Origin of the sequence: Pseudaminobacter soli (ex Li et al. 2025) (assembly GCF_029892515.1) — a bacterium.
Taxonomy (GTDB): domain Bacteria; phylum Pseudomonadota; class Alphaproteobacteria; order Rhizobiales; family Rhizobiaceae; genus Pseudaminobacter; species Pseudaminobacter soli_A.
This window is the reverse complement of record NZ_JARXVF010000003.1, coordinates 140588-166533: the sequence shown is the minus strand read 5'-3', so window position 1 is coordinate 166533 and position 25946 is coordinate 140588. Positions and strand designations below refer to the sequence as shown.

At 64.1% G+C, this 25946-nt stretch carries 24 protein-coding genes; 13 read left to right on the top strand and 11 right to left on the bottom strand.

Annotation, left to right across the window (positions count from 1 at the left end; translation table 11 throughout):
• Positions 1 to 35: 35 nt before the first annotated feature.
• The 3 genes from M2281_RS15180 to M2281_RS15170 all read right to left on the bottom strand — a co-directional run bounded on the left by M2281_RS15180 (position 36) and on the right by M2281_RS15170 (position 1882).
• Positions 36 to 800 carry an N-acetylmuramoyl-L-alanine amidase gene (locus tag M2281_RS15180; protein WP_280822010.1) on the bottom strand — a complete coding sequence of 255 codons (765 nt, stop codon included), beginning with the start codon at positions 798 to 800 and terminating at the stop codon, positions 36 to 38.
• Positions 797 to 1516 carry a DnaJ family molecular chaperone gene (locus M2281_RS15175; RefSeq protein ID WP_280822009.1) on the bottom strand — a complete coding sequence of 240 codons (720 nt, stop codon included), beginning with the start codon at positions 1514 to 1516 and terminating at the stop codon, positions 797 to 799. The genes M2281_RS15180 and M2281_RS15175 overlap by 4 nt, the downstream gene beginning before the upstream one ends.
• A gap of 165 nt (positions 1517 to 1681) precedes the next feature.
• Positions 1682 to 1882: a hypothetical protein gene (locus tag M2281_RS15170; protein ID WP_280822008.1), complete on the bottom strand. Its 201-nt coding sequence runs from the start codon at positions 1880 to 1882 to the stop codon at positions 1682 to 1684.
• A gap of 224 nt (positions 1883 to 2106) precedes the next feature.
• Between M2281_RS15170 and M2281_RS15165 the strand changes: the two genes are divergently transcribed.
• The 3 genes from M2281_RS15165 to M2281_RS15155 are packed head-to-tail and all read left to right on the top strand — an operon-like array spanning position 2107 to position 7745.
• Complete coding sequence (locus M2281_RS15165) at positions 2107 to 5742, top strand: hydantoinase B/oxoprolinase family protein (protein ID WP_280822007.1); 3636 nt, start codon at positions 2107 to 2109, stop codon at positions 5740 to 5742.
• A 51-nt stretch (positions 5743 to 5793) separates the two neighbouring features.
• Complete coding sequence (locus tag M2281_RS15160) at positions 5794 to 7086, top strand: DUF3419 family protein (protein WP_425537735.1); 1293 nt, start codon at positions 5794 to 5796, stop codon at positions 7084 to 7086.
• 11 nt (positions 7087 to 7097) lie between these two features.
• Positions 7098 to 7745 carry a class I SAM-dependent methyltransferase gene (locus M2281_RS15155; RefSeq protein WP_280822005.1) on the top strand — a complete coding sequence of 216 codons (648 nt, stop codon included), beginning with the start codon at positions 7098 to 7100 and terminating at the stop codon, positions 7743 to 7745.
• A 4-nt stretch (positions 7746 to 7749) separates the two neighbouring features.
• On the opposite strand, the gene M2281_RS15150 is transcribed toward M2281_RS15155, so the two are convergent.
• Entirely contained in the window at positions 7750 to 9138 is a 1389-nt protein-coding gene (locus tag M2281_RS15150; protein ID WP_280822004.1) for a serine hydrolase domain-containing protein, read from the bottom strand.
• Between the two features lie 218 nt (positions 9139 to 9356).
• On the opposite strand from M2281_RS15150, the gene M2281_RS15145 reads away from it, so the two are divergent.
• The 4 genes from M2281_RS15145 (at position 9357) to M2281_RS15130 (ending at position 13791) form a co-directional block, all read left to right on the top strand.
• Entirely contained in the window at positions 9357 to 10172 is an 816-nt protein-coding gene (locus tag M2281_RS15145; protein WP_280822003.1) for a glycoside hydrolase family 25 protein, read from the top strand.
• A 270-nt stretch (positions 10173 to 10442) separates the two neighbouring features.
• On the top strand, positions 10443 to 11621 hold the full coding sequence (locus tag M2281_RS15140; RefSeq protein ID WP_280822002.1) for a lytic murein transglycosylase: 1179 nt from the start codon (positions 10443 to 10445) through the stop codon (positions 11619 to 11621).
• A gap of 100 nt (positions 11622 to 11721) precedes the next feature.
• Positions 11722 to 13041 carry a glucoamylase family protein gene (locus M2281_RS15135; RefSeq protein WP_280822001.1) on the top strand — a complete coding sequence of 440 codons (1320 nt, stop codon included), beginning with the start codon at positions 11722 to 11724 and terminating at the stop codon, positions 13039 to 13041.
• Between the two features lie 72 nt (positions 13042 to 13113).
• Positions 13114 to 13791, top strand: a complete 678-nt coding sequence (locus M2281_RS15130) for a nitroreductase family protein (protein ID WP_280822000.1) — start codon at positions 13114 to 13116, stop codon at positions 13789 to 13791.
• A 42-nt stretch (positions 13792 to 13833) separates the two neighbouring features.
• Here M2281_RS15130 and M2281_RS15125 read toward each other — a convergent pair whose 3' ends face one another.
• Both M2281_RS15125 and M2281_RS15120 read right to left on the bottom strand, forming a co-directional pair.
• Entirely contained in the window at positions 13834 to 14445 is a 612-nt protein-coding gene (locus tag M2281_RS15125) for a MarR family winged helix-turn-helix transcriptional regulator (protein WP_280821999.1), read from the bottom strand.
• Between the two features lie 80 nt (positions 14446 to 14525).
• On the bottom strand, positions 14526 to 15746 hold the full coding sequence (locus tag M2281_RS15120) for an alanine racemase (protein ID WP_280821998.1): 1221 nt from the start codon (positions 15744 to 15746) through the stop codon (positions 14526 to 14528).
• Between the two features lie 284 nt (positions 15747 to 16030).
• Between M2281_RS15120 and M2281_RS15115 the strand changes: the two genes are divergently transcribed.
• The 3 genes from M2281_RS15115 (at position 16031) to M2281_RS15105 (ending at position 19018) form a co-directional block, all read left to right on the top strand.
• Positions 16031 to 17005 carry a YeiH family protein gene (locus M2281_RS15115; RefSeq protein ID WP_425537744.1) on the top strand — a complete coding sequence of 325 codons (975 nt, stop codon included), beginning with the start codon at positions 16031 to 16033 and terminating at the stop codon, positions 17003 to 17005.
• A 43-nt stretch (positions 17006 to 17048) separates the two neighbouring features.
• Positions 17049 to 17942: a LysR family transcriptional regulator gene (locus M2281_RS15110; RefSeq protein ID WP_280821996.1), complete on the top strand. Its 894-nt coding sequence runs from the start codon at positions 17049 to 17051 to the stop codon at positions 17940 to 17942.
• Positions 17943 to 18058: 116 nt separating this feature from the next.
• Positions 18059 to 19018, top strand: a complete 960-nt coding sequence (locus M2281_RS15105; RefSeq protein ID WP_280821995.1) for a DMT family transporter — start codon at positions 18059 to 18061, stop codon at positions 19016 to 19018.
• 314 nt (positions 19019 to 19332) lie between these two features.
• Here M2281_RS15105 and metF read toward each other — a convergent pair whose 3' ends face one another.
• Together metF and M2281_RS15095 are read right to left on the bottom strand one after the other, a co-directional pair.
• Entirely contained in the window at positions 19333 to 20256 is a 924-nt protein-coding gene (metF, locus tag M2281_RS15100) for a methylenetetrahydrofolate reductase [NAD(P)H] (RefSeq protein WP_280821994.1), read from the bottom strand.
• Entirely contained in the window at positions 20256 to 21260 is a 1005-nt protein-coding gene (locus M2281_RS15095) for an ArsR/SmtB family transcription factor (RefSeq protein ID WP_280821993.1), read from the bottom strand. The genes metF and M2281_RS15095 overlap by 1 nt, the downstream gene beginning before the upstream one ends.
• A 122-nt stretch (positions 21261 to 21382) precedes the next feature.
• Between M2281_RS15095 and tsaA the strand changes: the two genes are divergently transcribed.
• The 3 genes from tsaA to M2281_RS15080 all read left to right on the top strand — a co-directional run bounded on the left by tsaA (position 21383) and on the right by M2281_RS15080 (position 23152).
• The gene (gene tsaA, locus M2281_RS15090; RefSeq protein ID WP_425537743.1) at positions 21383 to 21883 is read left to right on the top strand and encodes a tRNA (N6-threonylcarbamoyladenosine(37)-N6)-methyltransferase TrmO; all 501 of its coding nucleotides are present in this window, start codon (positions 21383 to 21385) and stop codon (positions 21881 to 21883) included.
• On the top strand, positions 21883 to 22197 hold the full coding sequence (locus M2281_RS15085; RefSeq protein ID WP_280822493.1) for a DUF2293 domain-containing protein: 315 nt from the start codon (positions 21883 to 21885) through the stop codon (positions 22195 to 22197). The genes tsaA and M2281_RS15085 overlap by 1 nt, the downstream gene beginning before the upstream one ends.
• Positions 22198 to 22318: 121 nt before the next feature.
• Positions 22319 to 23152, top strand: a complete 834-nt coding sequence (locus M2281_RS15080) for an SDR family oxidoreductase (RefSeq protein WP_280821991.1) — start codon at positions 22319 to 22321, stop codon at positions 23150 to 23152.
• Positions 23153 to 23191: 39 nt separating this feature from the next.
• Here M2281_RS15080 and M2281_RS15075 read toward each other — a convergent pair whose 3' ends face one another.
• The 3 genes from M2281_RS15075 to tam form a co-directional block, all read right to left on the bottom strand.
• A complete protein-coding gene (locus M2281_RS15075) occupies positions 23192 to 23806 on the bottom strand; it encodes an MOSC domain-containing protein (protein ID WP_280821990.1) in 615 nt (204 codons plus the stop codon).
• A gap of 111 nt (positions 23807 to 23917) precedes the next feature.
• Positions 23918 to 25039 (bottom strand): beta-ketoacyl-ACP synthase III, encoded by a 1122-nt coding sequence (locus M2281_RS15070; protein ID WP_280821989.1) that lies wholly within the window; start codon positions 25037 to 25039, stop codon positions 23918 to 23920.
• 125 nt (positions 25040 to 25164) lie between these two features.
• Complete coding sequence (gene tam / locus M2281_RS15065; RefSeq protein WP_280821988.1) at positions 25165 to 25932, bottom strand: trans-aconitate 2-methyltransferase; 768 nt, start codon at positions 25930 to 25932, stop codon at positions 25165 to 25167.
• Between the last annotated feature and the right edge of the window lie 14 nt (positions 25933 to 25946).

The window sequence follows — 25946 nt, the reverse complement described above, 5'->3', positions numbered from 1 at the left end:
AACAGTATGTAATTTGATACCGCGATTCGCCGCGCTCAAGCCGCCCCGCGGGGAAGCGTCGAAAGAAGACGACGGAGTGTCTCAATCGTCGAGGGATCGGCTACGCCGTCCACCTGGCGCGGACGGAAGTGGCGCTGGAACGCGGCGACGACGGTTTCCGTCTCCTGATCGAAACTTCCCGTTATTTCAATGCCATAGCCATAAAGCGAAAGCATCGACTGCAGTTTCTCGACTTCCGCGCCCTGGTCGCCGGGCCGCAAAACCGGCCCGTTTTTCGCACGCGCCGGCTCGACGAAATGGCCGACGCCAGCCTTCGCCAAAACTCGCCAGGGGAACTTTTCACCGGGATCAACCTTGCGACCGGGTGACACATCAGAATGTGCTAAAATTCTCTCCGGGACGATGCCGTGACGCACGGTTATGTTACCGCAGAGCGCAATTACGGCCTCAATCTGGCACCTCGGGAAGGCCGTGTAGCCCAATATGTGGCCCGGATTGACGACTTCGATCCCCACCGACCAAGAGTTCACGTCGGTAACGCCCCGCCAGGAGCTCTTGCCCGCATGCCATGCGCGATCGCTCTCGCGCACCATCTGCACGATGCGGCCGTCCTCGTGGACGATGTAATGCGACGACACCTCGCTGGCGGGGTCGCACAGCCAGGCTTCCGCTTCCGCACCCGTCGGCATCCCCGTGTAATGAAGAATGACCATGTCGGGCTTGTCGGTGCCCCGGCGCTGCGTAAAATTCGGGGAGACGCGGACCTCGGCGCCGGCGAAGTCGGGCGAAAAGCCGCTCATGCCGCGCGCGCCGACTTTTCGATCAGCTCATAGGCGGCATTGATCGCGGCAACGCGCGTCGTGGCAATCCGGACAAACTCTTCCGGCAGGCCGCGTGCGATCAGGCGGTCGGGATGATGATGCGCGATGAGGCGGCGATAGTGGGCGCGGACATCGGCGAAGGGACGCCCCCGCTCGATGCCGAGCACACGGTACGGATCGGATTCGCCCAGATCGAGATGCCGCGCGAGAATGGTCTGGTAGTGCTCGTCCTCGATCTGGAAGATCTCGGACACGCGCTTGAGGAAGTCGCTTTCGCGCTCATGCACAAGGCCGTCCGCCTTGGCGATGTGGAACAGACCGTCGAGAATATCCTCCAGCATCGCACAGTTCTTGTGCCCAGTGCCGCAGAGCCGAGCCATGCGCTCGGCATAGATTTCGAAACCGGCAACGTCCTGCTTGGCGATGTCATAGAGCCGCGCCACGTTGCGCGCTTCTTCCGGTGGGACCGAAAAGATCTCGCGAAAGGCGCGGATCTCGTCCTCGGTCACGATGCCGTCGGCCTTGGCCATCTTCGCCGAAAGCGCGATCATCGCCACCGAGAAGGCAACGCGCCGGCGAAGCTCGGCGTCGCCTTCGAACACCGTGCGCAAGGCTTCCACGAGGTCGGCGACACCGGCCTTGGCGGAATTGGAAATGCGGATGACGAAGTCGCCTATGCGATCCCAAATCGACATGGCAACTTCTTTAAGCGGAAATCAGACGTTATGCGAGGCCCATTGCTGGCAGGATCATGCTTTGACAGCGCGCGGGAAAAGGCCAGCCGCGACCGGCCTTTTCCCGTGGCATGGTTTTACTCAGATCACGCGCACTCAGATTACACGTACTCGACTGGCACTAACTCACTGCGCCGGCGCGGCAGGCTTGGGCTGCTGCGTTCCGGTATCGGGCGTTGTCGTGCTCGGTGCGGCTGCCGGAGGCTTCGTCGTTTCTGTAGTTGCCGGCTTGGTGCTCTGTGTCGTCGTCTTGTCGCTGCTCTCGCTGCATGCGGCAATGCCGAACAGAGCGACAGCGGAAACGGACGCCAGAATAACCTTCCTCATTTACATATCTCCTTCACAGCCAGTGCCCGGCGAACCGGGCAAGTCATCGCAAGAACGGGCAAGGCCGGAAACGGTTGCGTCACTTACACTGACACGCGGAAACATTTCGTCAGAACAGCTTTTGCCAGGCCGCCCGAAGGGTAAGATCATCACTTTCGTATCGAGCATTGATGTTCTGGCGACATCGCTGCAATAACCCTTGCACCAACCGGCCCGAGGGAATGATGAGCACGACGAAATGGGATTTCTGGATCGATCGCGGCGGCACCTTCACCGATATCATCGGCCGTGATCCCGACGGTGGCTTGCATCCGCGCAAGCTTCTCTCCGAAAACCCGGAAGCCTATCGCGATGCCGCCATCCAGGGCATCCGCGATCTGCTGGGCGTCAAGGCCGGCGATCCGATCCCTTCGGATCGCATCGGCGACATCAAGATGGGCACCACCGTCGCCACCAATGCGCTGCTGGAGCGCAAGGGCGACCGGGTGCTTCTGCTCATCACCAAGGGATTTCGCGATGCGCTGCGCATAGCCTACCAGGCGCGGCCGGACATCTTCGCCAAGGAAATCATCCTTCCCGAACAGCTCTACGAGCGCGTCATCGAAGTCGACGAACGGGTGCGCGCCAGTGGCTGCGTCGAGCGGCTGCTCGACATGGCCTCGATCCAGCCCGAGATCGTGCAGGCAATGCAGGACGGCATCGATGCCGTCGCTATCGTCTTCATGCATGCATGGAAATTCCCCGAGCACGAACAGGCGATGGCAAAACTCTGCCGTGGTCTGGGGTTCGGCCAGGTCTCGGTCAGCCACGAGGTCTCGCCGCTGGTCAAGCTGGTCGGCCGCGGCGACACCACGGTGGTAGACGCATATCTCTCGCCGATCCTGTCGCGCTATGTGGGTCAGGTGGCGGGTGAGCTGGGCATGGACAATTCCGGGGACGGCAATTCTCCGCGCCTCATGTTCATGATGTCGTCGGGCGGGCTCACCGCCGCCGACATGTTCCAGGGCAAGGATGCGCTGCTGTCCGGCCCGGCCGGCGGCGTGGTCGGCATGGTCGAGACCGCGAAGCTCGCCGGCTTCGACAAGGTGGTCGGCTTCGACATGGGCGGCACCTCCACCGACGTTGCCCATTATGACGGCGAATATGAGCGCGCCTTCGACACCGAGGTAGCTGGCGTGCGCGTGCGCGCGCCGATGATGGGCATCCACACGGTGGCCGCCGGTGGCGGCTCGATCCTGCATTTCGAGGCCGGGCGTTTTCGCGCCGGGCCGGATTCGGCCGGCGCCAATCCCGGGCCCGCCTGCTATCGCCGCGGCGGGCCGCTCGCCGTTACCGACGCCAATGTCATGCTCGGCAAGCTGCAGCCCGATTTCTTCCCGGCGATCTTCGGCCCCAACCAGAACCAACCGCTCGACACCGATGTGGTGCGCGAAAAATTCGAGGCGCTGGCCGCCGAGATCGGCGATGGCCGCAGCCCCGAAGCCGTGGCCGAGGGTTTTGTCACCATCGCGGTGGAGAACATGGCCAACGCCATCAAGAAGATCTCCGTCCAGCGCGGCTACGACGTCACCGAATATCTGCTCAACTGCTTCGGCGGCGCCGGTGGCCAGCACGCCTGCCTGGTGGCCGATGCGCTGGGCATGGAGGCGGTGCTGATCCATCCCTTCTCTGGTCTGCTTTCGGCCTATGGCATCGGGCTCTCGGCGGTCTTCGCCTCGCGCCAGCAGGCGCTCTTGAAGCCGCTGGCGGAAACCTCGCTCGATGAAATCGACGATCTGATCGCCGCGCTGCGCAAGGATGTGCTGGCCGAACTCGCCAGCCAGGGCATCGCCGAAGCCGATGTCGCCTCGCGTCCGGTGCTGCAGGTGCGCTACGACGGCACCGACACCGCCCTGCCCGTCAATTTCGAAACCGGCTCAGTGACGCAGGCGATCCGCGACTTCGAGGCCGCGCACAAGGCGCAGTTCGGCTTCGTCTACGAGAACAAGCCGATGATCGTCGAAGCCGTCGGCGTCGAGGGAACCGACACCAGCGGGCGCGGGCGTGACGAGCGCGACCGCCCCCTCGCCGACCGCGCACCCAAGCCGGGCGAAACGCGCTGGCTTTTCAGCGAAGGCGCCTGGCACGATGCCGGCGTCTTCCGCCGCGAGGCGCTGTCGCCGGGAAACAAGGTTGCCGGGCCGGCGCTGATCATCGAGAGCCACCAGACCATCGTGGTCGAGACGGGCTGGCAGGCCGAGATCACCACCAAGGACCACGTCCTGATGCGCCGCGTGGAGAAAAAACGCCGCAAGGCCGCGCTTGGCACCGAGGCCGATCCGGTGATGCTGGAGGTGTTCAACAACCTCTTCATGTCGATTGCCGAGCAGATGGGCGTGACGCTGCAAAACACCGCCTACTCGGTCAACATCAAGGAGCGGCTGGATTTCTCCTGCGCGGTCTTCGACCGCACCGGCGCGTTGGTCGCCAACGCCCCGCACATGCCGGTGCATCTGGGCTCCATGGACCGCTCGGTGGAGACGATCATCCGCCTCAACGAGGGCGACATACATCCGGGCGACGTGTTTGCGCTCAACGCTCCTTATAATGGCGGCACCCATTTGCCCGACATCACGGTGGTGACACCGGTGTTTGACGACACGGGGAAGGAGATTTTGTTCTACGCGGCCTCGCGCGGTCATCATGCCGATGTCGGCGGCACGGCGCCCGGCTCGATGACTCCGCTGGCCACCACGGTCGACGAAGAAGGTGTGCTGTTCGACAATTTCCGCCTCGTAGAGCGTGGACGGTTCCGCGAAGCCGAATTGCTGCGGCTCTTGACCAACCATCCCTACCCAGCCCGCAACCCGCATCAGAACGTCGCCGATCTGAAGGCGCAGATCGCCGCCAACGAAAAAGGTGTGGCCGAGCTGCGCAAGATGGTGGCGCATTTCGGGCTCGACGTGGTCGAGGCCTATATGGGCCATGTGCAGGACAACGCCGCCGAAAGCGTGCGGCGCGTGCTCGACCGCCTGCCCGACAGCGCCGGGTACGAATACCCGACCGACACCGGCCAGATGATCAAGGTGAAGATCACCGTCGACCGCCAAAGGCGCGAGGCGACCGTCGACTTCACCGGCACATCGCCGGTGATGAAGAACAATTTCAATGCGCCCGAGCCCGTGACGCGCGCGGCTGTGCTCTATGCCTTCCGCGTCATGGTTGAGGACCAGATCCCGATGAATGCCGGCTGCCTGCGGCCGGTCAACATCGTCATCCCCGAAGGCTGCATGCTCAAGCCACGCTATCCGGCCGCGGTAGTGGCGGGCAATGTCGAGACGTCACAGCATGTGACGAACGCCCTGTTCGGCGCCATGGGTGCGCTGGCCAATGCCCAGGGCACGATGAACAACCTCACCTTCGGCAACAAGAAGTACCAGTACTACGAGACGATCTGTTCCGGCTCGCCGGCCGGCCGGATGAACAATGGACGGGGTTTTGACGGCACGTCGGGCGTGCACACGCACATGACCAATTCGCGCCTGACTGACCCGGAAATCCTCGAACTGCGCTTCCCGGTGCTGCTCGAAGATTTTCATATCCGCGAGGGCTCGGGCGGCAAGGGCAAGTGGGATGCAGGCGACGGCACGCGCCGCTCCATCCGCTTCCTGGAGAAGATGGAATGCGCAATCCTCTCGTCGCACCGCTCGCACCCGCCGCGCGGTCTGGAAGGCGGCGGCGACGGCCAGGTCGGCTCGACCAAGGTGCGCCGCAGCGACGGGCGCGTCGAGATGCTCAAGGCCTGCGACCAGACCGTGCTGGAGCCCGGCGAGGCCGTGATCGTAACGACGCCGACGCCGGGAGGGTTTGGAAAGGCGTGAGGTGTTTGGCGAAGCGCCTGTGCTTCGCCACGAAACTGTCACCGGCCTGTCATGCCGCTGCGTTACCCGCTTGCTCCAACGCAAACGGGGAATCTCCTTGCCATGGCCGACCTGTCCTCGGAAATCGGTTTCGCCCGCAACAAGCGCCTTGGAAAAGCCGTCTACCGCAACCGCGCTCTCTCGAAGGAAGGGTTTTCGGAGCGCCTGTTCACCCTGCTGTTTTCCGGCCTCGTCTATCCGCAGATCTGGGAAGACCCTGACGTCGACATCGAGGCCATGGAGCTCGGCGAAGGCCACCGCGTCGTCACCATCGCCTCGGGCGGCTGCAACGTGCTGGCCTATCTCACCCGGTCCCCGGCCCACATCGACGCAGTCGACCTCAACACCGCCCATATCGCGCTGAACCGCATGAAGCTCGCGGCAGTTGCCCACCTGCCCTCGCAGACCGATCTGTTCCGCTTCTTCGGCAGCCCCGGCAATCCGCACAATTCCGCCGCCTACGACCGCTTCGTCGCCCCGCATCTCGACCGCACGACGCGTGCCTATTGGGAAAAGCGCGGCTGGCACGGTAAGCGCCGCATCGCCGCCTTCGACAACAATTTCTACCGCAAGGGGCTGCTCGGACTGTTCATCGCCGCCGGGCACCGCACTGCGCGTCTCTATGGCGTGGACGTGTCGGAGATGATGTCGGCGACCACGATTGCCGAGCAGCGCCGCTTCTTCAAGGAACGGCTCGAGCCGATCTTCCGCCGCAAGCTGGTGCGCTGGGCAACCTCGCGCAAATCCTCGCTGTTCGGCCTCGGCATCCCGCCCGCACAGTACGACAAGCTGATCACCTCGGGCGACGGCACCATGGCGAGCGTGCTCTCGGCGCGGCTCGAAAAGCTGACCTGTCATTTTGCGCTGAAGGACAACTACTTCGCCTGGCAGGCGCTGGCGCGCCGCTACCCCCAGCCCGGTGAGGCGGCCCTGCCCGCCTATCTCGAAGCGGACAACTACGCCACGATCCGCGACAATCTCGACCGCGTGAGCCTGCATCACGCCAACTTCACCGAGCTTCTGGCGGGCAAGCCGGCCGGCTCGGTCGACCGCTTCATCCTGCTCGACGCGCAGGACTGGATGAGCGACGAGCAGCTCAACGCGCTGTGGGGCGAGATCAGCCGCACCGCCGCCCCCGGCGCGCGCGTGATCTTCCGCACCGCTGCCGAGGCGAGCCTGCTGCCCGGTCGCCTGTCACCAGCCTTGCTCGACCAGTGGCGCTACGAGGCCGAGCAATCGCGAGAATTCTCGGCCCGTGACCGCTCGGCCATCTATGGCGGCTTCCACCTCTATGTGAAGAACTGAGGGGGCTTTCCATGAGCGGGACGGATCACTCCGGGCTGATGGACAGCATCTACCGGCACCAGCGCCACATCTACGATTTTACGCGCAAATATTACCTTCTCGGCCGTGATCGCATGATCGACGGGCTCAACGTGCCGGCCGGCGGCAGCGTGCTGGAACTGGGCTGCGGAACGGGGCGCAACATCGTGCTGGCGGCCCGGCGCTATCCGGATGCGCGCTTCTATGGCCTCGATATTTCCACCGAAATGCTGGAGACGGCGAAAGCCGCGATCGCACGTGAAGGCATTTCCGGCCGCGTGACGCTGGCGCGCGGCGACGCCACCGACTTCGACGCCCAAAACCTGTTTGGGATCGAAAAATTCGACCGCGTCTTTGTTTCCTATTCGCTGTCGATGATCCCCGGCTGGGAAAAAACCGTCAGCGCAGCACTCACCGTGCTGAAGCCCGAGGGCTCGCTGCATGTGGTCGACTTCGGCCAGCAGGAGCGGCTGCCCCGATGGTTCCGCTCTATGCTGCGGGCCTGGCTGGCAAAATTCCATGTCGAGCCGCGCGCGACGCTGCGCCAAGAACTGGAAGCCGAAGCTGGCAAGCGCGCCTCGAGCGTCTTTTTCGAGACGCTCTATCGCGGCTATGCGGTGAAGGCAGTGGTGGGCATGTAGATCCCTACTCCAGCGCCTTGGCCAGCGCGGCCACCATGGCCTGCGGCCGATAGCCAAACTTGGACGGCGTGAGGCCGAGGCGCACCACGACCAGCTTCTGTGATGGGATGACGGCGATGGACTGGCCGTCATGGCCGAGCAGCCAGAAGGTGTCGGCGGGCAGATCGAGGCCTTTCTCGTTGGCGTTGTCGGCCTCATCCCCACCATCCGGACCTTCGAGCCAGAGCTGGCCGCGCCCATATTTGCCTTTCGAGGCAGGTGCGGCCTCACGCATCCACGACACGAAGCCGGCCGGCAGCAGCGGCGTGCCGTTCCAGACACCGTCGTCGGCCAGGAACTGGCCAAGGCGCGCCCAGTCATGGGCGGTGGCGTAGAGATAGGACGAGCCGACGAAGGTGCCGCTCGCGTCGGTTTCCATGACGGCGCTGGTCATGCCCAGCGGATCGAACAGCGCCTTGCGCGGCCAACCGAGCGCAAGCGCCTTGTTGCCGATGGCGTTCTGCCAGAGGCGTGACAGCATCACCGCCGTGCCACTGGAATAGCTCCACTCCTTGCCGATCTCCGCCACGAGCGGCTTATCCACGGCAAAGTCCGCCATGTCGGACCGCAGGTAGAGCATGCGTGTGACGTCGGTGACGTCACCATAGTCCTCGTTGAATTCGAGGCCCGAGGACATCGCCATCAGGTCGGCCAGACTGATCTTTTCGCGCCGGTCGCCCTTCCACGCCTCGAAGAGGCTGGTGGCGTCGGTGGACATCTTGCCGGCCTTGACCAGTGTGCCGATGAGCGCGGCATTGACGGTCTTGGTCATCGACCAGCCAAGCAGAGGCGTTGCGGCGGTAAAGCCATCGCCATAGCGCTCGCCGATGATGCGGCCGTCCTTCACCACCACCACCGCGCGCATGCCGGGGCCGGTCGCGCCCTCGTCGTCGAGGATCGTCGAAACGATCGGGTTCTGCGACGGCGCAACGCGCTCGCCCTGCGGCCACAATTCGTCAGGCTTGGTGCCTTCGGCAGGCGGCTCCTGCGAGAAGAGCTTTGCTTCCCGGATGTCACCATCCGGCACGGTGGCGCAGCCGCCATTGTCGCGCGCGACCGCCAGCCCCCTGCCGAACAGGCCGAACAACCCGGCCGAGACCGTGCCCTTCTCGTTGTTGACCTTGACCGACATGAGCTTCAGGATCGGGTGGCCGGGGGCCTGCACGTCGACCTTCAGCACCTCCTGCGGATCGCGGCCGGCGATGAAGACATTGGAGCAGACGATCTTGGCCGTGTAGCCCGCAGCAACGCGGATCAGCGCGGGCGGGGCGCCGTAGAGCCAGATGCCGAGCCCGACAGCGGCGAGCACTACGAGCCCGACGAGCCACTTCACGATCTTCAGAATCACGCGCATTCCGTTCCCCGCGGCGATGGACCCGCCATTCGTTCCGCAAATTTTCCGGCCTGTCGAGCGTCATAAACCAAAAATCAACCATGCTGAGCGAAGACGGAAGAGGTTCCGCCCCACGGCATCAAGAGTGAGGGAGAGGCACCAGATCATCATCTGCGCGCGTGTCGGGGATGCGCGCCTGTCGGCATAACGGGCCGGCCTACCGGCTCAAGGGAGAAGCGATGCGCCGTCTTGCGGCCCTCATCCTGCTTGGCGCGCTCAGCGCCTGCACCACTGTCGACGACCTCGCGCCGGTCAGTTCCCGGCAGACGGGCACGCAGACGATCACGCAGGGCGAGGCGATGGTGCGCTATCCCCGCTTCGATGACAGCGACCCGCACGACTGGACCGGCCGCAAGCCCTGGGAGCACCCCGTCCACGGCACCGACGTTTCGAAATACCAGAGCACGATCGACTGGCGCCAGGCCAAGTCCAACGGCATCTCGTTTGCCTTCATCAAGGCGACCGAAGGCGGCGACCGCATCGACGACTATTTCGACGAGCACTGGAAGGCCACCAAGGCGGCCGGCGTGCCACGCGCGGCCTATCACTTCTACTACTTCTGCCGCACTGCCGCCGAGCAGGCGGCCTGGTTCATCCGCAACGTGCCGCGCGAGCGCAATTCGCTGCCGCCGGTGCTCGACATGGAGTGGAACCCGCAGTCGCCCACCTGCAAGCTGAGGCCCGACGCGGCCACGGTGCGCAGCGAGATGAAGACCTTCCTCCAGATCGTCGAAAAGTTCTACGGCAAGAAGCCGATCATCTATACCTCGATCGACTTCTTCGACGACAATCAGCTGGCGGGCTTCCGCGAATACCCCTACTGGCTGCGCTCGGTGGCCGGCCATCCGAGCGAGCGCTACGGCAGCCACCCCTTCACCTTCTGGCAGTATACCGGCACCGGCGTCGTCCCCGGCATCAAGGGCGATGCCGACATCAATGTCTTCAACGGCAACGAGGCCGCCTGGAAGAAGTGGCTGCGGGAAAACGCCGGCTAAGTAGTAGACTCATAAGTCTGGTCGAAATGGTGTGAAACCATTTGCGGATTTGTGAGTTCACGAGCTGGTTGTACAGCGTCTCAACCGACCCGCGCCGGCATTTTGCCGCATAAGCTCATTTTTGCGATCAAATCGCCGTCAGGACGGGCGTGGAGCAACAAAAGCCGCTTCCATCGGCGCGCAACCGGAGGTATGGGCCGGCTGCCCGTTTTTTGCCATGTCGGTCGGGCAGACGATAACGCGAATTCTAGGCAGGCTTGGAGAGGTCAGATGGTGGTGCGCAAGAAGGCACTGGCGGCGGCGCTGTTCGCATTTTTTGCTTCACCGGCCATGGCGCAGGAATGCGGCGGCGATTTCGAAGCCTGGAAGAGTGCCATGCATGCCGAGGCCGCTGCGGCCGGCGTCGGCAACGAGGGCCTTTCCGCACTCGACGAGGCCGAAATCGACCCCAAGGTGCTGCAGCGCGACCGCGCCCAGGGCGTGTTCAGCCAGACCTTCATCGAATTCTCCTCCCGCATGATCTCGGACTATCGCCTCAAGCATGGCGCGGCCAACCTCAAGAAATATGCCGACGTCTTTGCCCGCGCGGAGCAGGAATATGGCGTGCCCGGCCCGGTGATTGCCGCCTTCTGGGCGCTGGAGACCGATTTCGGCGCCGTGCAGGGCGACTTCCACACGCTGAACGCGCTTGTGACGCTGTCGCATGATTGCCGCCGGCCGGAACTCTTCCGCAAGCAGATCGTCCCGCTGCTCACTCTGATCGACCGCGGCGTCCTGCCCGCCGACGTCAAGGGCGCTTGGGCCGGCGAGATCGGCCAGACCCAGATCCTGCCCATCGACTATCTGGAGAACGGCGTCGACGGCGACGGGGATGGCATCGTCGACCTGCGCAACAGCGTGCCCGACGTCATCATGACCACGGCCAAGAAGATCCAGTCGCGCGGCTGGAAGCGCGGCGAGCCCTGGCTGCAGGAAGCGCGCGTGCCCGACCAGATGCCCTGGGAAGAGACCGGCCGCACCAACAAGGTGCCGATCTCCCAGCTCATCGCCTGGGGCGTGACCGACCGCGACGGCAACCCGCTCAAGGACAACGGTGTGAAGGCGGCCGTTATGCTGCCCATGGGCCGCAAGGGTCCGGCCTTCCTCGCCTACGACAATTTCGACATCTACCTTCAGTGGAACCAGTCGATCACCTATACGCTCACCGCCGCGCATCTGGCCGCCCGTCTTGCCGGCGAGCCTGCCTTCGAAAAGCGCAACGCTGAGCAGGGCCTGACTGGCGAAGCCATGAAGCAGTTGCAGCAGAAGCTGCATGACAAGGGCTACGACGTCGGCGGCATCGACGGGGTTCTGGGCACCAACACACGTGAGGCGATCCGGCAAGAACAGATCCGCCTCGGCCTGCCCGTGGATGGCTGGCCGACCCAGGAACTGCTGACCAAGCTCTAGAGCGGTTCAATCGGCCTTTTGGCCGGGCACCCTCGCAGACCGCATCTCCTAGAAGGGTTTCATCTCCCCTCTATCTAGATGTGTTGTGAGGTGTTGACCCATGACCGAGATGCCGAAGACCGAGGTCAATCTTGAGCGGCCGGTAAGCGACGAAGAACTGGCCAGGTTGCAGTTCACGACCTTGCTCTACTATCTGCAGGTCACCAACCCGGACAACGGCCTGGTCCGAGACAATACCAACCCGACAACCCCGGCAAGCATCGCGGCAATCGGGATGGCGATGGCGACGATCCCGGTGGTCGTCGAACGCGGTGTCATGTACAGGCCGTTCGCCGCGAAGATCACCCGCCGGCGCCTGCGATACCTGATGGAGTGTCCGCAAGGCCCGGAGCCGGACACCTCCGGCTACAAGGGCTTCTTCTACCACTTCCTCGACATGGAAACCGGCCGCCGCGTCTGGGAATGCGAGTTGTCGACTATAGACTCGGCATTCCTGTTCGCAGGCGCCCTGACCGTTGCCGCCTATTTCGACCAAGACACGGCCGACGAAGCGGAAATCCGCCATCTCGCCAATGCGCTCTACGAACGCGCCGACTGGAACTGGGCCCGCGACGGCGAGGCAACGCTGACGCACGGCTGGCGCCCGGAAAGCGGCTTCATCCCCTATCGCTGGCGCGGCTACGACGAGGGCCTACTGCTCTACATCCTTGGCCTCGGCTCTCCCACCCACCCCTTGCCGCCGGAAAGCTATGCCGCCTACACCTCCACCTATCAATGGAGGGAGATCTATGGTCGCGAGCTGCTCTATTCGGGGCCGCTCTTCACCCACCAGCTGTCGCATATGTGGATCGACTTCGGTGGTATCCAGGACGAGTTCATGCGGCAGCGCGACAGCGACTATTTCCAGAACAGCCGGCAAGCCACATTCGTGCAGCAGGAATATGCGATCCGTAACCCGATGGAGTTCATCGGCTACGGCGAATATTGCTGGGGCTTCACCGCCAGCGACGGCCCCGGCTGGCACACGCGCACCATCAACGGGGTCAAACGCAAGTTCTTCGACTATCTCGCTCGCGGCGCCCCATTCGGCCCTGACGATGGGACGGTTTCGCCATGGGCGGTGGTGGCCTCGCTGCCCTTCGCGCCGGAAATCGTCATCCCGACGGCGCGGAATTTCGTCGAGCTGCATCTGGGGGCAACGCGCCTCTACGGGTTCAAGCCTTCCTTCAACCGGACGTTCCCGGTGAAGGACAGCCCGACGGGGTGGTGGGTGTCGCCCCACCACTTCGGCATCGATCAGGGCCCGGTCGTGCTGATGATCGAGAATTATCGCTCAGGGCTGCTCTGGGACATCATGCGGCGCTGCCAGCCCTTGCTGAACGGTCTGCGCCGGGCCGGTTTTTCGGGCGGTTGGCTTTAGGACCGCTTGCGCCGGATATTTATTGTAATTACAATAATAATATCGACCAAACCCGCTCTGGAGGAGAATGACATGCGCGACCATGACAGCGTGCCGCTGCCGGATTATCGCGAGCTGGAACAGTCCGAAATGATCGCGCGCGCCGCCTCCTTCTACGAGGAGATCAAGCGCCGCCACACGGTGCGCAGCTTCTCGCCGCGCCCGGTGCCGCGCGAAATCATCGAACACTGCATCATGGCCGCCGGCACCGCGCCGAGCGGAGCCAACCACCAGCCCTGGTTCTTCTCGGCCATTGGCGACCCGGAAACCAAGCGTGAGATCCGTGAAAAGGCCGAGATCGAGGAGCGCGCCTTCTATCTCGACCGCAAGGCAGGCGAGGCATGGCTCGAAGCATTGGCGCCGCTCGGCACCGACGAGCAAAAACCCTATCTCGAGATCGCCCCCTGGCTGATCGGCATCTTCGCCCAGCGCCGCGGCGGCGCGGAAGTTGGCGAGGAGCGCAAGAACTACTACATCGCCGAGTCCGTCGGCATCGCCACCGGCTTCCTCATCAACGCGCTGCACAGCTGCGGGCTGGTGACGCTGACGCATACGCCCAAGCCCATGGATTTCCTGAACACCATCTGCGGCCGGCCCGATCACGAAAAGCCGTTCATGCTTCTGGTTGTCGGCTATCCGGGCGAGGATGCGACGGTGCCCATGCATGCGCTGAAAAAGAAGACGCTGGAGCAGATCGCTTCGTTTATCTGAGGTCGGGTGCTTGAGCGGGGCAACGGCGCGACCGCTTGCCCCCTACCCGTCCTCCATCTTGGAGCCGGTGGTCCGGCGATACCAGCGCAGCATTTCGCGCTGGTCGGCTGAAAGCGGCTGGCCCTCCCTGCGCCTCTCAAGCGCGGTGCGCGCCAGCACCTCTTCGGCCTTGTCCTCGAGCCGCGCGAGAAAATCGAACAGCATCTCCCGCTCGCCCGCGTCCAGCACCTGCTCGATCTCGGTGGCGCGTTGGCCGAGCACGCCGGCCACCTGCTCGTAAAGCTCGCGCCCGCTGTCGGTCAGCTCTACCAGCGAACTGCGCTGGTCGGTGGGGTCACTCGAGACAGTGACATAGCCGCGCTCGACAAGCGTCGCCACGCCGCGGCTGATCGTACCGGGGTCGAGCCGGGTCTGGTAGCCGATGTCGGCCGCGCGCACCGGCATGTAGGCGCCGACATTGAGCAGCACCCGCAGTTCGCGCAAGCCCAGATCGGTCATCCCCTTAACCTGCGGGTCGCGCTGGGCCTGCAAAAGGTTCACCAGCACCGCCAGCCTGAACGGCAAATGCATCTCGAGGTCAAACGGCGCGCCGCCGGCCTTCGAGAGCGGAAAGGTCAGCTTGCGCCGACCGCTGGTAAGTCGATCATCTTCCATGCGTCGACAACAGCATAAATGGCCGCATTTGGCGAGATAGCGGCGCGTCCTTGCGGAGATGGAGGCGCTGCATATACCGGCTAATCCGCCATGGTTTCGAGGCTCGCCAGCCCCTGCGGCGCCTCGCCCTCCTCGAAAGGCGTAGTCACCTCCACGAAAGTATCGGGGTAAAAGCCATTGAAGCGCGTCCGGAGCGACAACGAATAGGCGCCAATGTGGCCGATCTCGATCCAGTCGCCGGTATTGATCGTCTCCGGCAGCCAGAACGGTCGCGACAGGATATCGACGGAATCGCAGGTCGCCCCGCACACCTTGAACGGCACGATGTTCTGCTCCAGCCCGCTGCGCGAGCGGATAGCAGGGTCGGCGATGAAGCGCGCCGGCAGCGTGATCTTGCCGGTCCAGCTGTCGGACAGCGAGGCCCATATGCCGTCATTGATGTAGAGCCGGCGGCCCTTGCGCAGCAGCACCCGCACGATGAGCGAGAAGGCGCGCGCCACGATAACCCGCCCCGGCTCGGCCACCAGAGGCACCTCGTCGAAGCCGTATTCGCGCAGGTCGCCCCGCAGTCGCGACATGATCTGGCCGAGCGAGGGCATCTCGCGCTTCTTGCGACGGGGATCCTCGCCATATTCGGCCGGGAAGCCGCCACCGACGTCGAGCCCCGCAATGTCGAAGCCCAGCCGGTTGCGCACCCAGTCGGCCGAGGCCAGCGCCCGCTCATAGACGTCCGGATCCTCGATCTGGCTGCCGACATGGAAGCAGAGCCCGACCTTGTAGCCGTGGCGGTGCAGGCGGTGGCCGAGTTCGACCGCATAGGCCGGACCGGCGCCGAACTTCTTAGACAGCTCGTAGGCCGCCTGCCCCTTGGTCTGGATGCGCACGAAAACACTTATCGTGCCCGGATCGATGTCGAGCGCCTGCACGATGCGGCTGAGCTTGGTGATCTCGTCCTCATGATCGATGGCGATGATGCGGATGCCGTATTTTTCCAGCGCAAGCCGAATGTCGGACTGCGCCTTGACCGGATGCATGTAGAGCATCTCGGCATCCGGCGAGACGGCTCGCACCGCCGCGAATTCGCCCGGCGAGGCCACATCGAAGGCGGTGACACCCGCCTCAACCAGCGTCTTCAGGACCAGCTGCTCGCCATTGGTCTTCACCGCATAGGCGGTCTTGCCGGGAAACATGCCCATGAACTGCCGGGCGTCGGCTTTCAGCACTTCCGGCCGGAAGCAATAGACCGGGTCGTCGGGACGCAGGGCAAGCGCGGCGGCTTTCGCATTGTCGAATCGCTGCATGCGTCCTCCTGAGACAGACACCGGCGAAACTTAGAACAGACGGCGCGCGAAGGGAATTGCGGCCGAGCCAGCACAATCATTCGTTTAAATCGAACGAAATTTCCGATACAATGCGTTGGATCGATTGATTGGAGTGCGCGAAACAATGGCTGTTACGAACCGGATATTTAGCCATGAACGCGCATCCCAACACCCGGACGGCCAATGCCAAGTCGATAGCCGCTCCAGCCGACTTCGTTCCGATCCAGCCCCTGCCAGGCCTGCGAGAGCAAACGCTAGAGGTGCTGCCGGGACTGGCGCTGACGGCAATGATCGCGATCGCCGGATTTGCGCTTCGGCAGGTACCGGGCGTGGCCGTGTTCAGCCCGATGATCCTCGCCATCCTCATCGGCATCGCCTTCCACAATCTGATCGGCACGCCGGCGCGCGCCAAGACGGGCGTGGCATTCTCGATGCGCCGGCTGCTGCGGCTGGCGATCGTCCTGCTCGGCCTGCAGCTTACGGCGGCTCAGGTCGTGGAAGTGGGCGCTGCGGGCATCGCCATCATCGTGACCACGCTGGTCGCGACCTTCGTTTTCACTGTCCGGCTCGGCCGAGCGATGGGCGTGGAGCCGAAGTTGGCGGAACTGATCGCCGCCGGCACCTCGATCTGTGGCGCCTCCGCCGTGATCGCCACCAACACGGTGACCCGCGCGCAGGACGAGGACGTGGCCTATGCGGTCGCCTGCGTGACGGTGTTCGGCTCGATCGCCATGTTCGCCTATCCGCTGCTGCCGGCCCTGCTGGGGCTCGACGCGCATGCCTATGGCCTGTGGGCCGGCGCTTCGATCCACGAGATCGCGCAGGTGGTGGCCGCAAGCTTTCAGGGCGGACAGGCCGCTGGCGAGTTCGGCACGGTGGCAAAACTAAGCCGCGTGATGCTGCTTGCGCCTGTCGTGCTGTCGCTCGGCTTCATGGCGACGCGCCGCGCCCAGAAATCCGGCCACGAGCACAGCGCGGCAAAAGCACCGGTGCCGTGGTTCGTGCTGGGCTTCATCGCGCTGGTGGCGGTCAACAGCGTGGTGTCGATCCCTGCGGAGGCCAAGAGCGTCATCGTGATGGCGACCACCTTCATGCTCAGCGTTGCGCTCGCCGCCATGGGCCTGGAAACCGACATCCGCAAGCTGAAGGCCAAGGGCCTGCGCCCGCTGTTGCTCGGCCTCGCTGCCTTCCTGTTCATCGCCAGCTTCAGCCTCACGCTGATCAAGCTGGTGGGGTAACCAGCGCCGCTCTGCGCAGGGCCGATTTCGAGAGGTCCCGCACATGACTTTGGAGCAACTGCGCATCTTCGTGGCCGTCGCCGAGCGCGAGCATGTCACCCGCGCCGCGCGCGACCTCAACCTCACCCAGTCGGCCACCAGCGCGGCGGTGGCGGCGCTCGAAGCCCGGCACGCGACAAAACTGTTCAACCGCGTCGGCCGCCGCATCGAACTCACCGAAGCGGGGCGACTGTTTCTCGACGAGGCGCGCGCCGTGCTGGCACGCGCGGCCTCGGCCGAAGCCGTGCTAGCCGATCTTGCGGGCTTGAAGCGCGGCTCGCTGCATCTGGCCGCCAGCCAGACAGTGGCAAATTACTGGCTGCCGCCCTTCATGCACCGCTTCCAGACGCAGTATCCCGGCATTTCCATGCAGCTTGCCATCGGCAACACCGAGCAGGTGGCGGCAAGCGTGCGCGACGGGTTTTCCGACCTCGGCTTCGTCGAGGGCGAGATTGACGACCCTGCCCTCGCCGTCACCCCCGCCGCAGAGGACGAGATGGTTCTGGTGGTCGGCGCGAGCCACCCCTGGGCCACGCGCACTTCGCTCGCCCCGACAGAGCTCACCCAAACCCGCTGGGTGCTGCGCGAGCCCGGCTCGGGCACGCGGGCAATGTTCGAGGAGGCGCTGGAGGATTTCGGCATCGCTCCCACCGAACTGGACGTTGCTCTGGAGCTTGCCTCGAATGAAGCCGTGCGCACGGCCGTGATTGCCGGAGCGGGCGGCACGGTCATGTCGCGCTTCGTCACCGAGGCTGCGGTTGCCGCAGGCCGGCTGGTGCAGATGCCGCTTGCCCTGCCGAAGCGCAGGTTCCTCGCCATCCGCCACAAGGAACGGCATCTCACCCGTGCCCAGCGCGAATTCCTCGCGCTGGTCGACGAAACCAGCCGAAACGTCTGAAATCGGGTGGCGGAATGCAGGCCGGCGCTTTACAAATTCCGTCAGCGCGGAACGCAGGCGTCCTTCGGCTGAAGCCCAGCGCGCCGCTTTCCGACGAAAGCACCCTGGAGAGTTCGATGACTACGGTGGCCGGCACAACGCAGAAAACCATGGGCGCCAGGGAATGGGGCCAGTTGCTGCTGCTCGGCGCGATCTGGGGCGGCTCCTTCTTCTTCGCGCGCATCGCGGTCGCCGAGATCCAGCCGCTCGTGTTGGTGCTTTTCCGGGTGGCGATTGCCGCTATTGCGTTGCAGCTCTATCTGGCCGTCCGCGGCCCCTCTTTCCGCCTCGCCCTGCCCTATTTCGGCGCCTTCTTCGGGCTGGCGCTGCTCAACAACGTCATCCCCTTCTCGCTGATCTTCCTCGGCCAAACCGAGCTTGGCGCCGGCCTGGCTTCCGTGCTCAACGCCACCACGCCATTCTGGACGTTGATCGTCGCCAACCTGATGACGGACGACGAGAAGCTGACGCCAAGCAAGCTCGCCGGCATCCTGCTCGGCATCGCCGGCACTGCAGTGATGATCGGCCCCAGCCTGCTTGACGCCATGGGCGGCCCGCTCTGGGCAAAACTGGCGCTGATCGGCGCCGCGATTTCCTATGCCTTTGCACTGATGGTGGCTCGGCGCTTCCGGGCGCTGCCGCCGCCTGTGGTGGCGACCGGCCAGCTGACTGCATCGACCATCATCATGATCCCGGTCGTCCTCCTGCTGCACGGGCCGTCCGGCCTGTTTTCGGCAAGCCTGCCGGTTTGGGCGGCAGTGCTGGCGCTGGCGCTTATGTCCACCGCCTTCGCCTACATCCTGTTCTTCAATCTGGTCGCAAAGGCCGGCGCCACCAATGCCTCGCTGGTGACGCTGATCGTGCCGGCAAGCGCAACACTGCTGGGAATCGCCTTCCTCGGCGAACGAGTGGACGCGCTCGAAATGCTCGGCATGGCGCTGATCGGATTCGGTCTGCTGACGATCGACGGGCGGCTACTGGCCGGTCTTCGGCGCAAAAAAGGCGGCACTTCGCCACAATTTATTCACAAGTCCTAAGCCGGCTTTTGGAAATTATTTCAAAAACTAAGCGGGATGACGGTGTCGCATTTGCGCCATATGTGTCGCGCTGCAATATGATTTTTGCTTGCCTGTTGCCGAAAGTCCCCTATCCTTCGACCCCTTAGCTCTAACAGGAGGCTAGATATGGGACTTACACGGCCAATCAACGCATTGATGATTTGTGCTGCGTTCGCTGTTATCGGCGCCCTGATCGCGGGGGTTCTTCCTTAAGCCGCGGAGCTGATGGGGGCCAGCCAGTCTGGCAAAATTCGAAAGGCCGGGCCAAGTGCCCGGCCGTTTCGTTTAGGCCGTCAGGCGGCGGCCGAGCTCGGCCCGCCGGCGGATACTGCATGCGCACGGATGCCGATCATGTGGCAGATAGCAACCGAAAGGTCGGCGCGGTTCATGGTGTAGAAGTGGAAATCGTCCACGCCGCGCTCGACGAGATCCAGCACCTGCTCGGCAGCCACGGCTGCGGCCACCAGCGCATGGGTCTGCGGGTCGTTCTCCAGCCCGTCGAAACGTTCGGCCAGCCAGGCCGGCACATGCGCGCCGGCACGCTCCGAGAAGCGTGCGACCTGCGCGAAATTATGCACCGGCAACACGCCGGGCACGATCGGCACATAGATGCCGGCGCGGCGCACCCGTTCGACGTAGCGCTCATAGAGATCGTTGTCGAAGAAGAACTGGGTGATGGCGCGCGTGGCGCCATTGTCCACCTTGCGCTTGAGCATGTCGATGTCGGTGGCGAAGTCCGGGCTTTCCGGGTGCTTTTCCGGATAGGCTGAGACCGAGATGTCGAAATCGCCGGCCTTCTTCAGCGCGCCGACCAGCTCCGCACCATTGGCATAGCCGCCCGGATGCGGGCGGTAGTGCGCGCCGACGCCTTCGACCGGATCGCCGCGCAGCGCAACGAAGCGCGTGACGCCCATGTCGACGAATTCGCCTATCACCTTGTCGACCTCGCCACACACGGCGTCGACGCAGGTCAGGTGCGCCGCCGGCGTCAGCGTCGTCTCGGTCAGGATCCGTTTGACCGTGCGGGCAGTGCGCTCGCGCGTCGAGCCGCCGGCGCCATAGGTCACCGAGACGAATTCCGGCTGCAGCGGCTCCAGTCGGGTCACCGTATCCCAAAGCCGGACTTCCATCTCCTCGGTCTTGGGCGGAAAGAATTCGAAGGATACGCTGATCTTGCCGCCGATATCTGGTCGACGCGAAAATCCGAAATTGTTCATCAGGCAGTTTCCCTTGCGGCTGCGATGGCCGCAGGGTCCGCAATCAGCAGACGCCGGTCCCGGCCAAGCCAGAGTTTGACGGTGAGCTTGGCTTCCGAGGCGCCGCGCGGCTCGAAATCCTGTGTTTGTTCGAGTTCGAGGCCCGCTTCGGCGAACCAGTCGGCGATCTGCCGGTCGGAGAAGCCGAGACGGATATGAGCGTGCTCCTCGCGCAGGAACTCCAGCGCGTGCGAAGCGAAATCGACGATCACCAGCCGGCCGGAAGGGCGCAGCAGCCGTGCCGCCTCACGGATCGCGGCGGCGGGGTCGTCGAGATAGTGCAGCACCTGATGAATGGTGATGAGGTCGAAGGAATCGCGCTCGACCGGCGGCGCATAGATGTCGCCAAGCCGCACCTGCGCGTTGGACACGCCCGCCTTGTCGAGATTGGCGCGCGCCACCGTAAGCATCTCGCGCGACATGTCGATGCCGACGCCGCGCCGGTAGAGCGGTGCAAATATCTCCAGAAGCCGGCCTGTGCCGGTGCCGAGATCGAGCATGGACTGGAACGGCCGCTTGCCGACGAGCTTGAGCAGCGCGGTCTCGACCGCCTTGTCGGGCACGTGCAGCGAACGGATCTCGTCCCAGCTTGCGGCGTTATCGGCGAAAAATTCGCGGGCGCGCTCCTGCCTCTTGCGCTTAACCGACGACAACCGCTCCGTGTCGCGCTCGATCTGCGGGTCGCCGTCATGCACGCGCGATACCAGCCCCATGACCAAGTCGCGCGTGGCGTCGGTGTCGGCAACGCGGAAAAAGGCCCACGAGCCCTCCTGATAGCGCTCGATCAGCCCAGCCTCGAGCAAAAGCTTGAGGTGGCGCGAGACGCGCGGCTGCGACTGGCTGAGGATTTCGGTGAGATCGGAAACGGTGAGGTCGCCACGCGACAAAAGCGCCAGAATGCGCAAGCGGCTGGTCTCGGCGGCAGCCTTCAATGTATCAACAAGGGAGTCGAGAGTTACCCGCATGTTGCGACCTCATGCAAAAAGACATAAACATATCTTTATGTGATGTTTTGTCGATTTGCAACGGCGAATGTCGCGCTCAGGCAGGAAGACGGCGTTAGGATAGCAAGATGGCAGGACGCAGCATGTTCGAGCAACGCGAAGGCGAGCACCCGCTGGCTGACGACCCGGCAGCCATGCCCGGCGACGGCCATATCGTGTTCATCGGCCGCATACGCTCGCCCTGGACCACGCGCGACGATTGCCCCAAGAACATGCGCGCCGCGCGCGAACAGGGCGGCGGCGCGACCGTGGAGGTCGACGCGCCCTATAGGCCGGGGCTGGAAGGGCTCGGCCGCGCCAGCCATGTGGTGATTCTGACCTGGCTCCAGCACGCGCCGCGGAATCTGATCATCCAGAAACCTCGCCATGCCTCTGACGCCAAAGGCGTTTTCGGTTTGCGTTCCCCTGCCCGGCCGAACCCCATCGGCCTACACATCGCGCGGCTGGTCGAGCTCGACATGGAGACAGGCATTCTTACGCTCGACGCCATCGACGCCCTCGACGGCACCCCGATCATCGACCTCAAGCCCTACATCCCCAGCGTCGACGCCTATCCCGACGCCGTGTTCGGGCGGTCCGAATGATGAGGCCATCGACGGGCCGGCAACGCGCCATCGCCAAGGCGCTGACCGCACTTCTGCCTATTGCGCCCTATGCCGACACCGAGCGCATCCGCACCGATGCCAGTGCGCCGCACCTCAAGACACTGCCGCCAACGATCGCCGTGTGGCTGGCAACCGTCGCCCATGTGCGCCACCAGCACACCGACTATGAGAGGCTGCTGGAGGAAGGTTACGACCGCGACTCCGCCCGCTTCTTCGTTCTCGATCAGGTCAACCAGGTGCTGACCCGCTGGCGCGCAACCCGCCTGCTCGACCCCGACGACGAGGACGAATGATCCTTCCTGGCTGCGATCACGATTGATGGACCGCATTTGAAAACTCCGCACCCGCCTCGCATATCACTGAGCGGAGTTTTCTTTGGTTTATGCATCTGTTGCACGGCAAAGGATTGCGATCATGGCGCAGAAGGCTTGGTTTATCACCGGAACATCGAAGGGTTTTGGACGTGTCTGGGCGGAAGCGGCGCTCGCCCGCGGCGACCTCGTGGCGGCGACCGCGCGCAACCCTGACACACTGGCGGAACTGACGGAGAAGTACGGCAAGAACGTCGCCGCGATGAAGCTGGACGTCGACGACAAGAAAGCCGTCGATGCCGCAGTCGCCGAAGCGCACAAGCGTTTCGGCCGGCTGGACGTGGTCATCAACAATGCCGGCTACGGCCAGTTCGGCACCATTGAGGAAGTGAGCGAAGAAGAGGCACGCGAACAGATCGAAACCAATGTGTTTGGCGCCCTGTGGGTCACGAAAGCGGCGCTGCCCTTCATGCGCGCACAGCGTTCGGGCCACATCATCCAGATCTCGTCCATCGGCGGGGTGAACGCCTTCCCCTCGCTCGGCCTCTACCACGCCTCGAAATGGGCGCTGGAAGGCTTTAGCCAGGCGCTGAGCCAGGAAGTCGCCGAGTTCGGCATACATGTCACGCTGGTCGAGCCGGCCGGCTTTTCCACCGACTGGGGCGGACCTTCGGCGAAATTCGCCGCGCCTATACCCGCTTATAACGAGGCGCGCGGCAGGATGAGCCACCGCCGCGAAACCACCGTTTCCGGCGACCCCGAGGCGACCGGTCCGGCCATGCTGGCGTTGGTCGATGCAGCTGAGCCGCCGCTGCGCGTGTTCTTCGGCGATGTCGGCCTGCCGATGATCAAGCAGGAATATGCCAACCGCATCGCCGTTTGGGAGAAATGGGACAACATCGCCTTGATGGCGCAGGGTCCCAAGGGCAACCGCTAGTGAAGGATTGAACTGCCCGCGGCAGTGGATAGTGCCGGGTTACGCCCGGTAGATCCACTGCTCGGGGATGCGCACGGAAACCTCTTCGCCCGCCTCGATCCGCCCCGGCTTCTCCACCCAGGCGACGAGCCCGCGCAGGCGTTTGGCCACCTTCGGAAACAGAAGCGCGCCCGCTTCGATATCGGCCATGCCGGCGCGCTCGGCGATGCGACGGCCGGCGATGCGGCACGGCGCGTTCTGGCCATCGACCTTCACCGTCACCCCGCCCTTGAAGAACAGCAGCGTGGCGGACGGCAGCATGGAAAGCTGCGGCAGGCCCTCGAGGACGAGATTGGCGCCGATCCATTCCGGCTTGATTTCGGCAAGGCCCATCGCCAGCGCCGCACTAGCCAGCTCGTCCGACGCGAGGATGGACAGCTGCCGCTCGTTGCGCATTTCGGTGCCACGCGAATACCACGGCTCCCGCCCGCCCGAGCGACGCGTGTGGCCGGCATGGTAGTCATCGAGGATGCCCCGGAAATCCAGCTCCAGCGCATCGGTCGCCCGCGTCTCGAAATCGTCGTTCTCAGCGATGTAGACACCCGCAACGCTGGCGGTCAGCTTCCTAGCGGGCAGGATTTCGATGTTGTCGGCGGGGCTTTGCAGGTCGAGCATGGGATTCCTCATGTTTCGGCGCGAAGATGCCGATCCGCCGCCTTCACGTCCAGCCAAAAAGCCTGATCGGTGGATGAGCGGGACTGATCGGTGGCGACGGTTCGCCCGCCCCTACATCATCCTCAGCAGCGCGCCACCGATGGAATAGCCCGCGCCGAAGGCACACAGCAGACCGTAATCGCCCGCCTTCATGTCGGCGTGGTTTTCCTCGAGCGCGATCACCGCGCCCGCGCCGGCAGTGTTGCCCAGCCGCTCCAGCACCATTGGCGCGCGGTCGTGTCCCACCTCGTGCCCGAAGGAGAGTTTTAGGATCATGGCGTTCATGCGCGCATTGGCCTGGTGCAACCAGAAGCGGCGGATGTCGTCCGGCGTCTGGCCATGCTCGGCCAGGAAATCGACGATGAAGCGGTGGCCGGCGACGGTGACGTCCTTGAACACCCGATTGCCCACCTGCTTGATCATGTTGCCTTCCAGCTCGATCATGTAGGGATCTTCCTGGGCTGTGCGGGTGAGATAGCCGAGATTGGTGCGGATGTTGTTCGAAAGCTGCGTCCACAGCCGCGTATCGAGCACCTCGAAGCAGCCGGGCCGCACCTCGTCCTCCTCGATCGCCTCAACCACCATCGAGGCCGAGGCGTCGCCGAAGATGAAATGGGTCTGGCGGTCGCGGAAATTGAGATGGCCGGTGATGATCTCCGGCGTCGTCACCAGCACACGCTTCTGCACGCCCGCGCGCACAAGGCCGGCGGCCACATGCAGGCCCGCGGCGGCCGAGGAGCAGCCAAGGCCCATGTCGAAGCCCGCTCCACGGGTGCCCATGGACTGCTGCATCTCGATGGCGATCGCCGGATAGGGCCGCTGGTGATGCGAAGCCGAGCAGATCACGAGATCTACGTCCGCCGGCTCCACGCCGGCATGCGCCAGCGCCTTGCGTGCCGAGGCAATGCCGAACTCCGCTTCCAGCGACAGGTCGTCGTCGGCGCGGGCGGCAATGCGCGGCGCCATGCGCGTGTGGTCCAGAATGCCTTCGCGTTCAATGACGTGGCGCTTCCTTACGCCAGAGGCCTGTACGATAAAGTCGGCGTCCGACTTCGACAGCGGCTCCAGCCCCTGCCCGGCGCGTTTTGGGTTTTCGGCATCCACCCAGGCATTGAAGCTTGCGACCAGCTCTTCATTGGTGATCGAGGCCTCGGGAATTTCGACGCCGATGCCGCTGATGATGACGCGATGCATGCTTTTGATTGTCCTGTGCGCATGCCCTTGACGATCCCTACGCGCACGTTTTCAAGATCGCCGGTCTATTGTTGCAGTGCGGCAGTTTACGTCAGCTTAACCGGCCGCGCCAAGCAGGCTGCTTCCTATCTTCGTTGCGCCACGATGAAAAGCCTTGGAAATCGCAGCAGCACCTTGCCGTTCGCCGCAGGCGGATAGGCCGCGGCGATGCGCTCGGCATAGGCGGCAAGGAAAGCCTGCCGCTCCTGCTCTTCGAGCGGATCAATGAACGGCCTTAGTCCCGTGCCCTTGACCCATTCGACGATCGCGGCGGCATCTGCCAGCGGATGGTTGTAGATGGTGTGCCAGATGTCGATCCGCGCGGCCTGCGGAGCCAGAAGGTCGTAATACGATACGACCGACGGCAGCGGAGCACGCGCAGCGCCGGTGATCTTGGCCGCGAAAGGCATGGCGGCGGCCGTCTCGCGCATCCCCACATGCGAGGGCTCGGCCATATTGTCGGGCATCTGCACGGCGAGGAAGTCGCCGGGCGCGAGCAGGCCAAGCAGGCGCGCCAGAACCTGCTGGTGGTTGGGCAACCACTGAAACACCGCATTGGCAAAGATGACGTCCACCGGCTCGTCCGGCGTCCAGCTTTCGGCATCCGCGATCCGGAAATCGACCGAAGGGAGCCGCTTCTTCGCCTCCTCGACCATGGCTGGCGAGCTGTCGAAGCCGGACACCTTCGCCTCAGGCCAGCGTTCGACCAGAAGCTCGGTCGAATTGCCCGGCCCACAGCCGACGTCCACCACACGGCGTGGACGCTCGATGAGCACCTGCGCCAGAAGATCCCGCGCGGGCCGCGTCCGCTCGTCCTCGAACTTCAGATATTGCGAAGCGGACCAGTCTTTCATCGGCATGGGCTCCA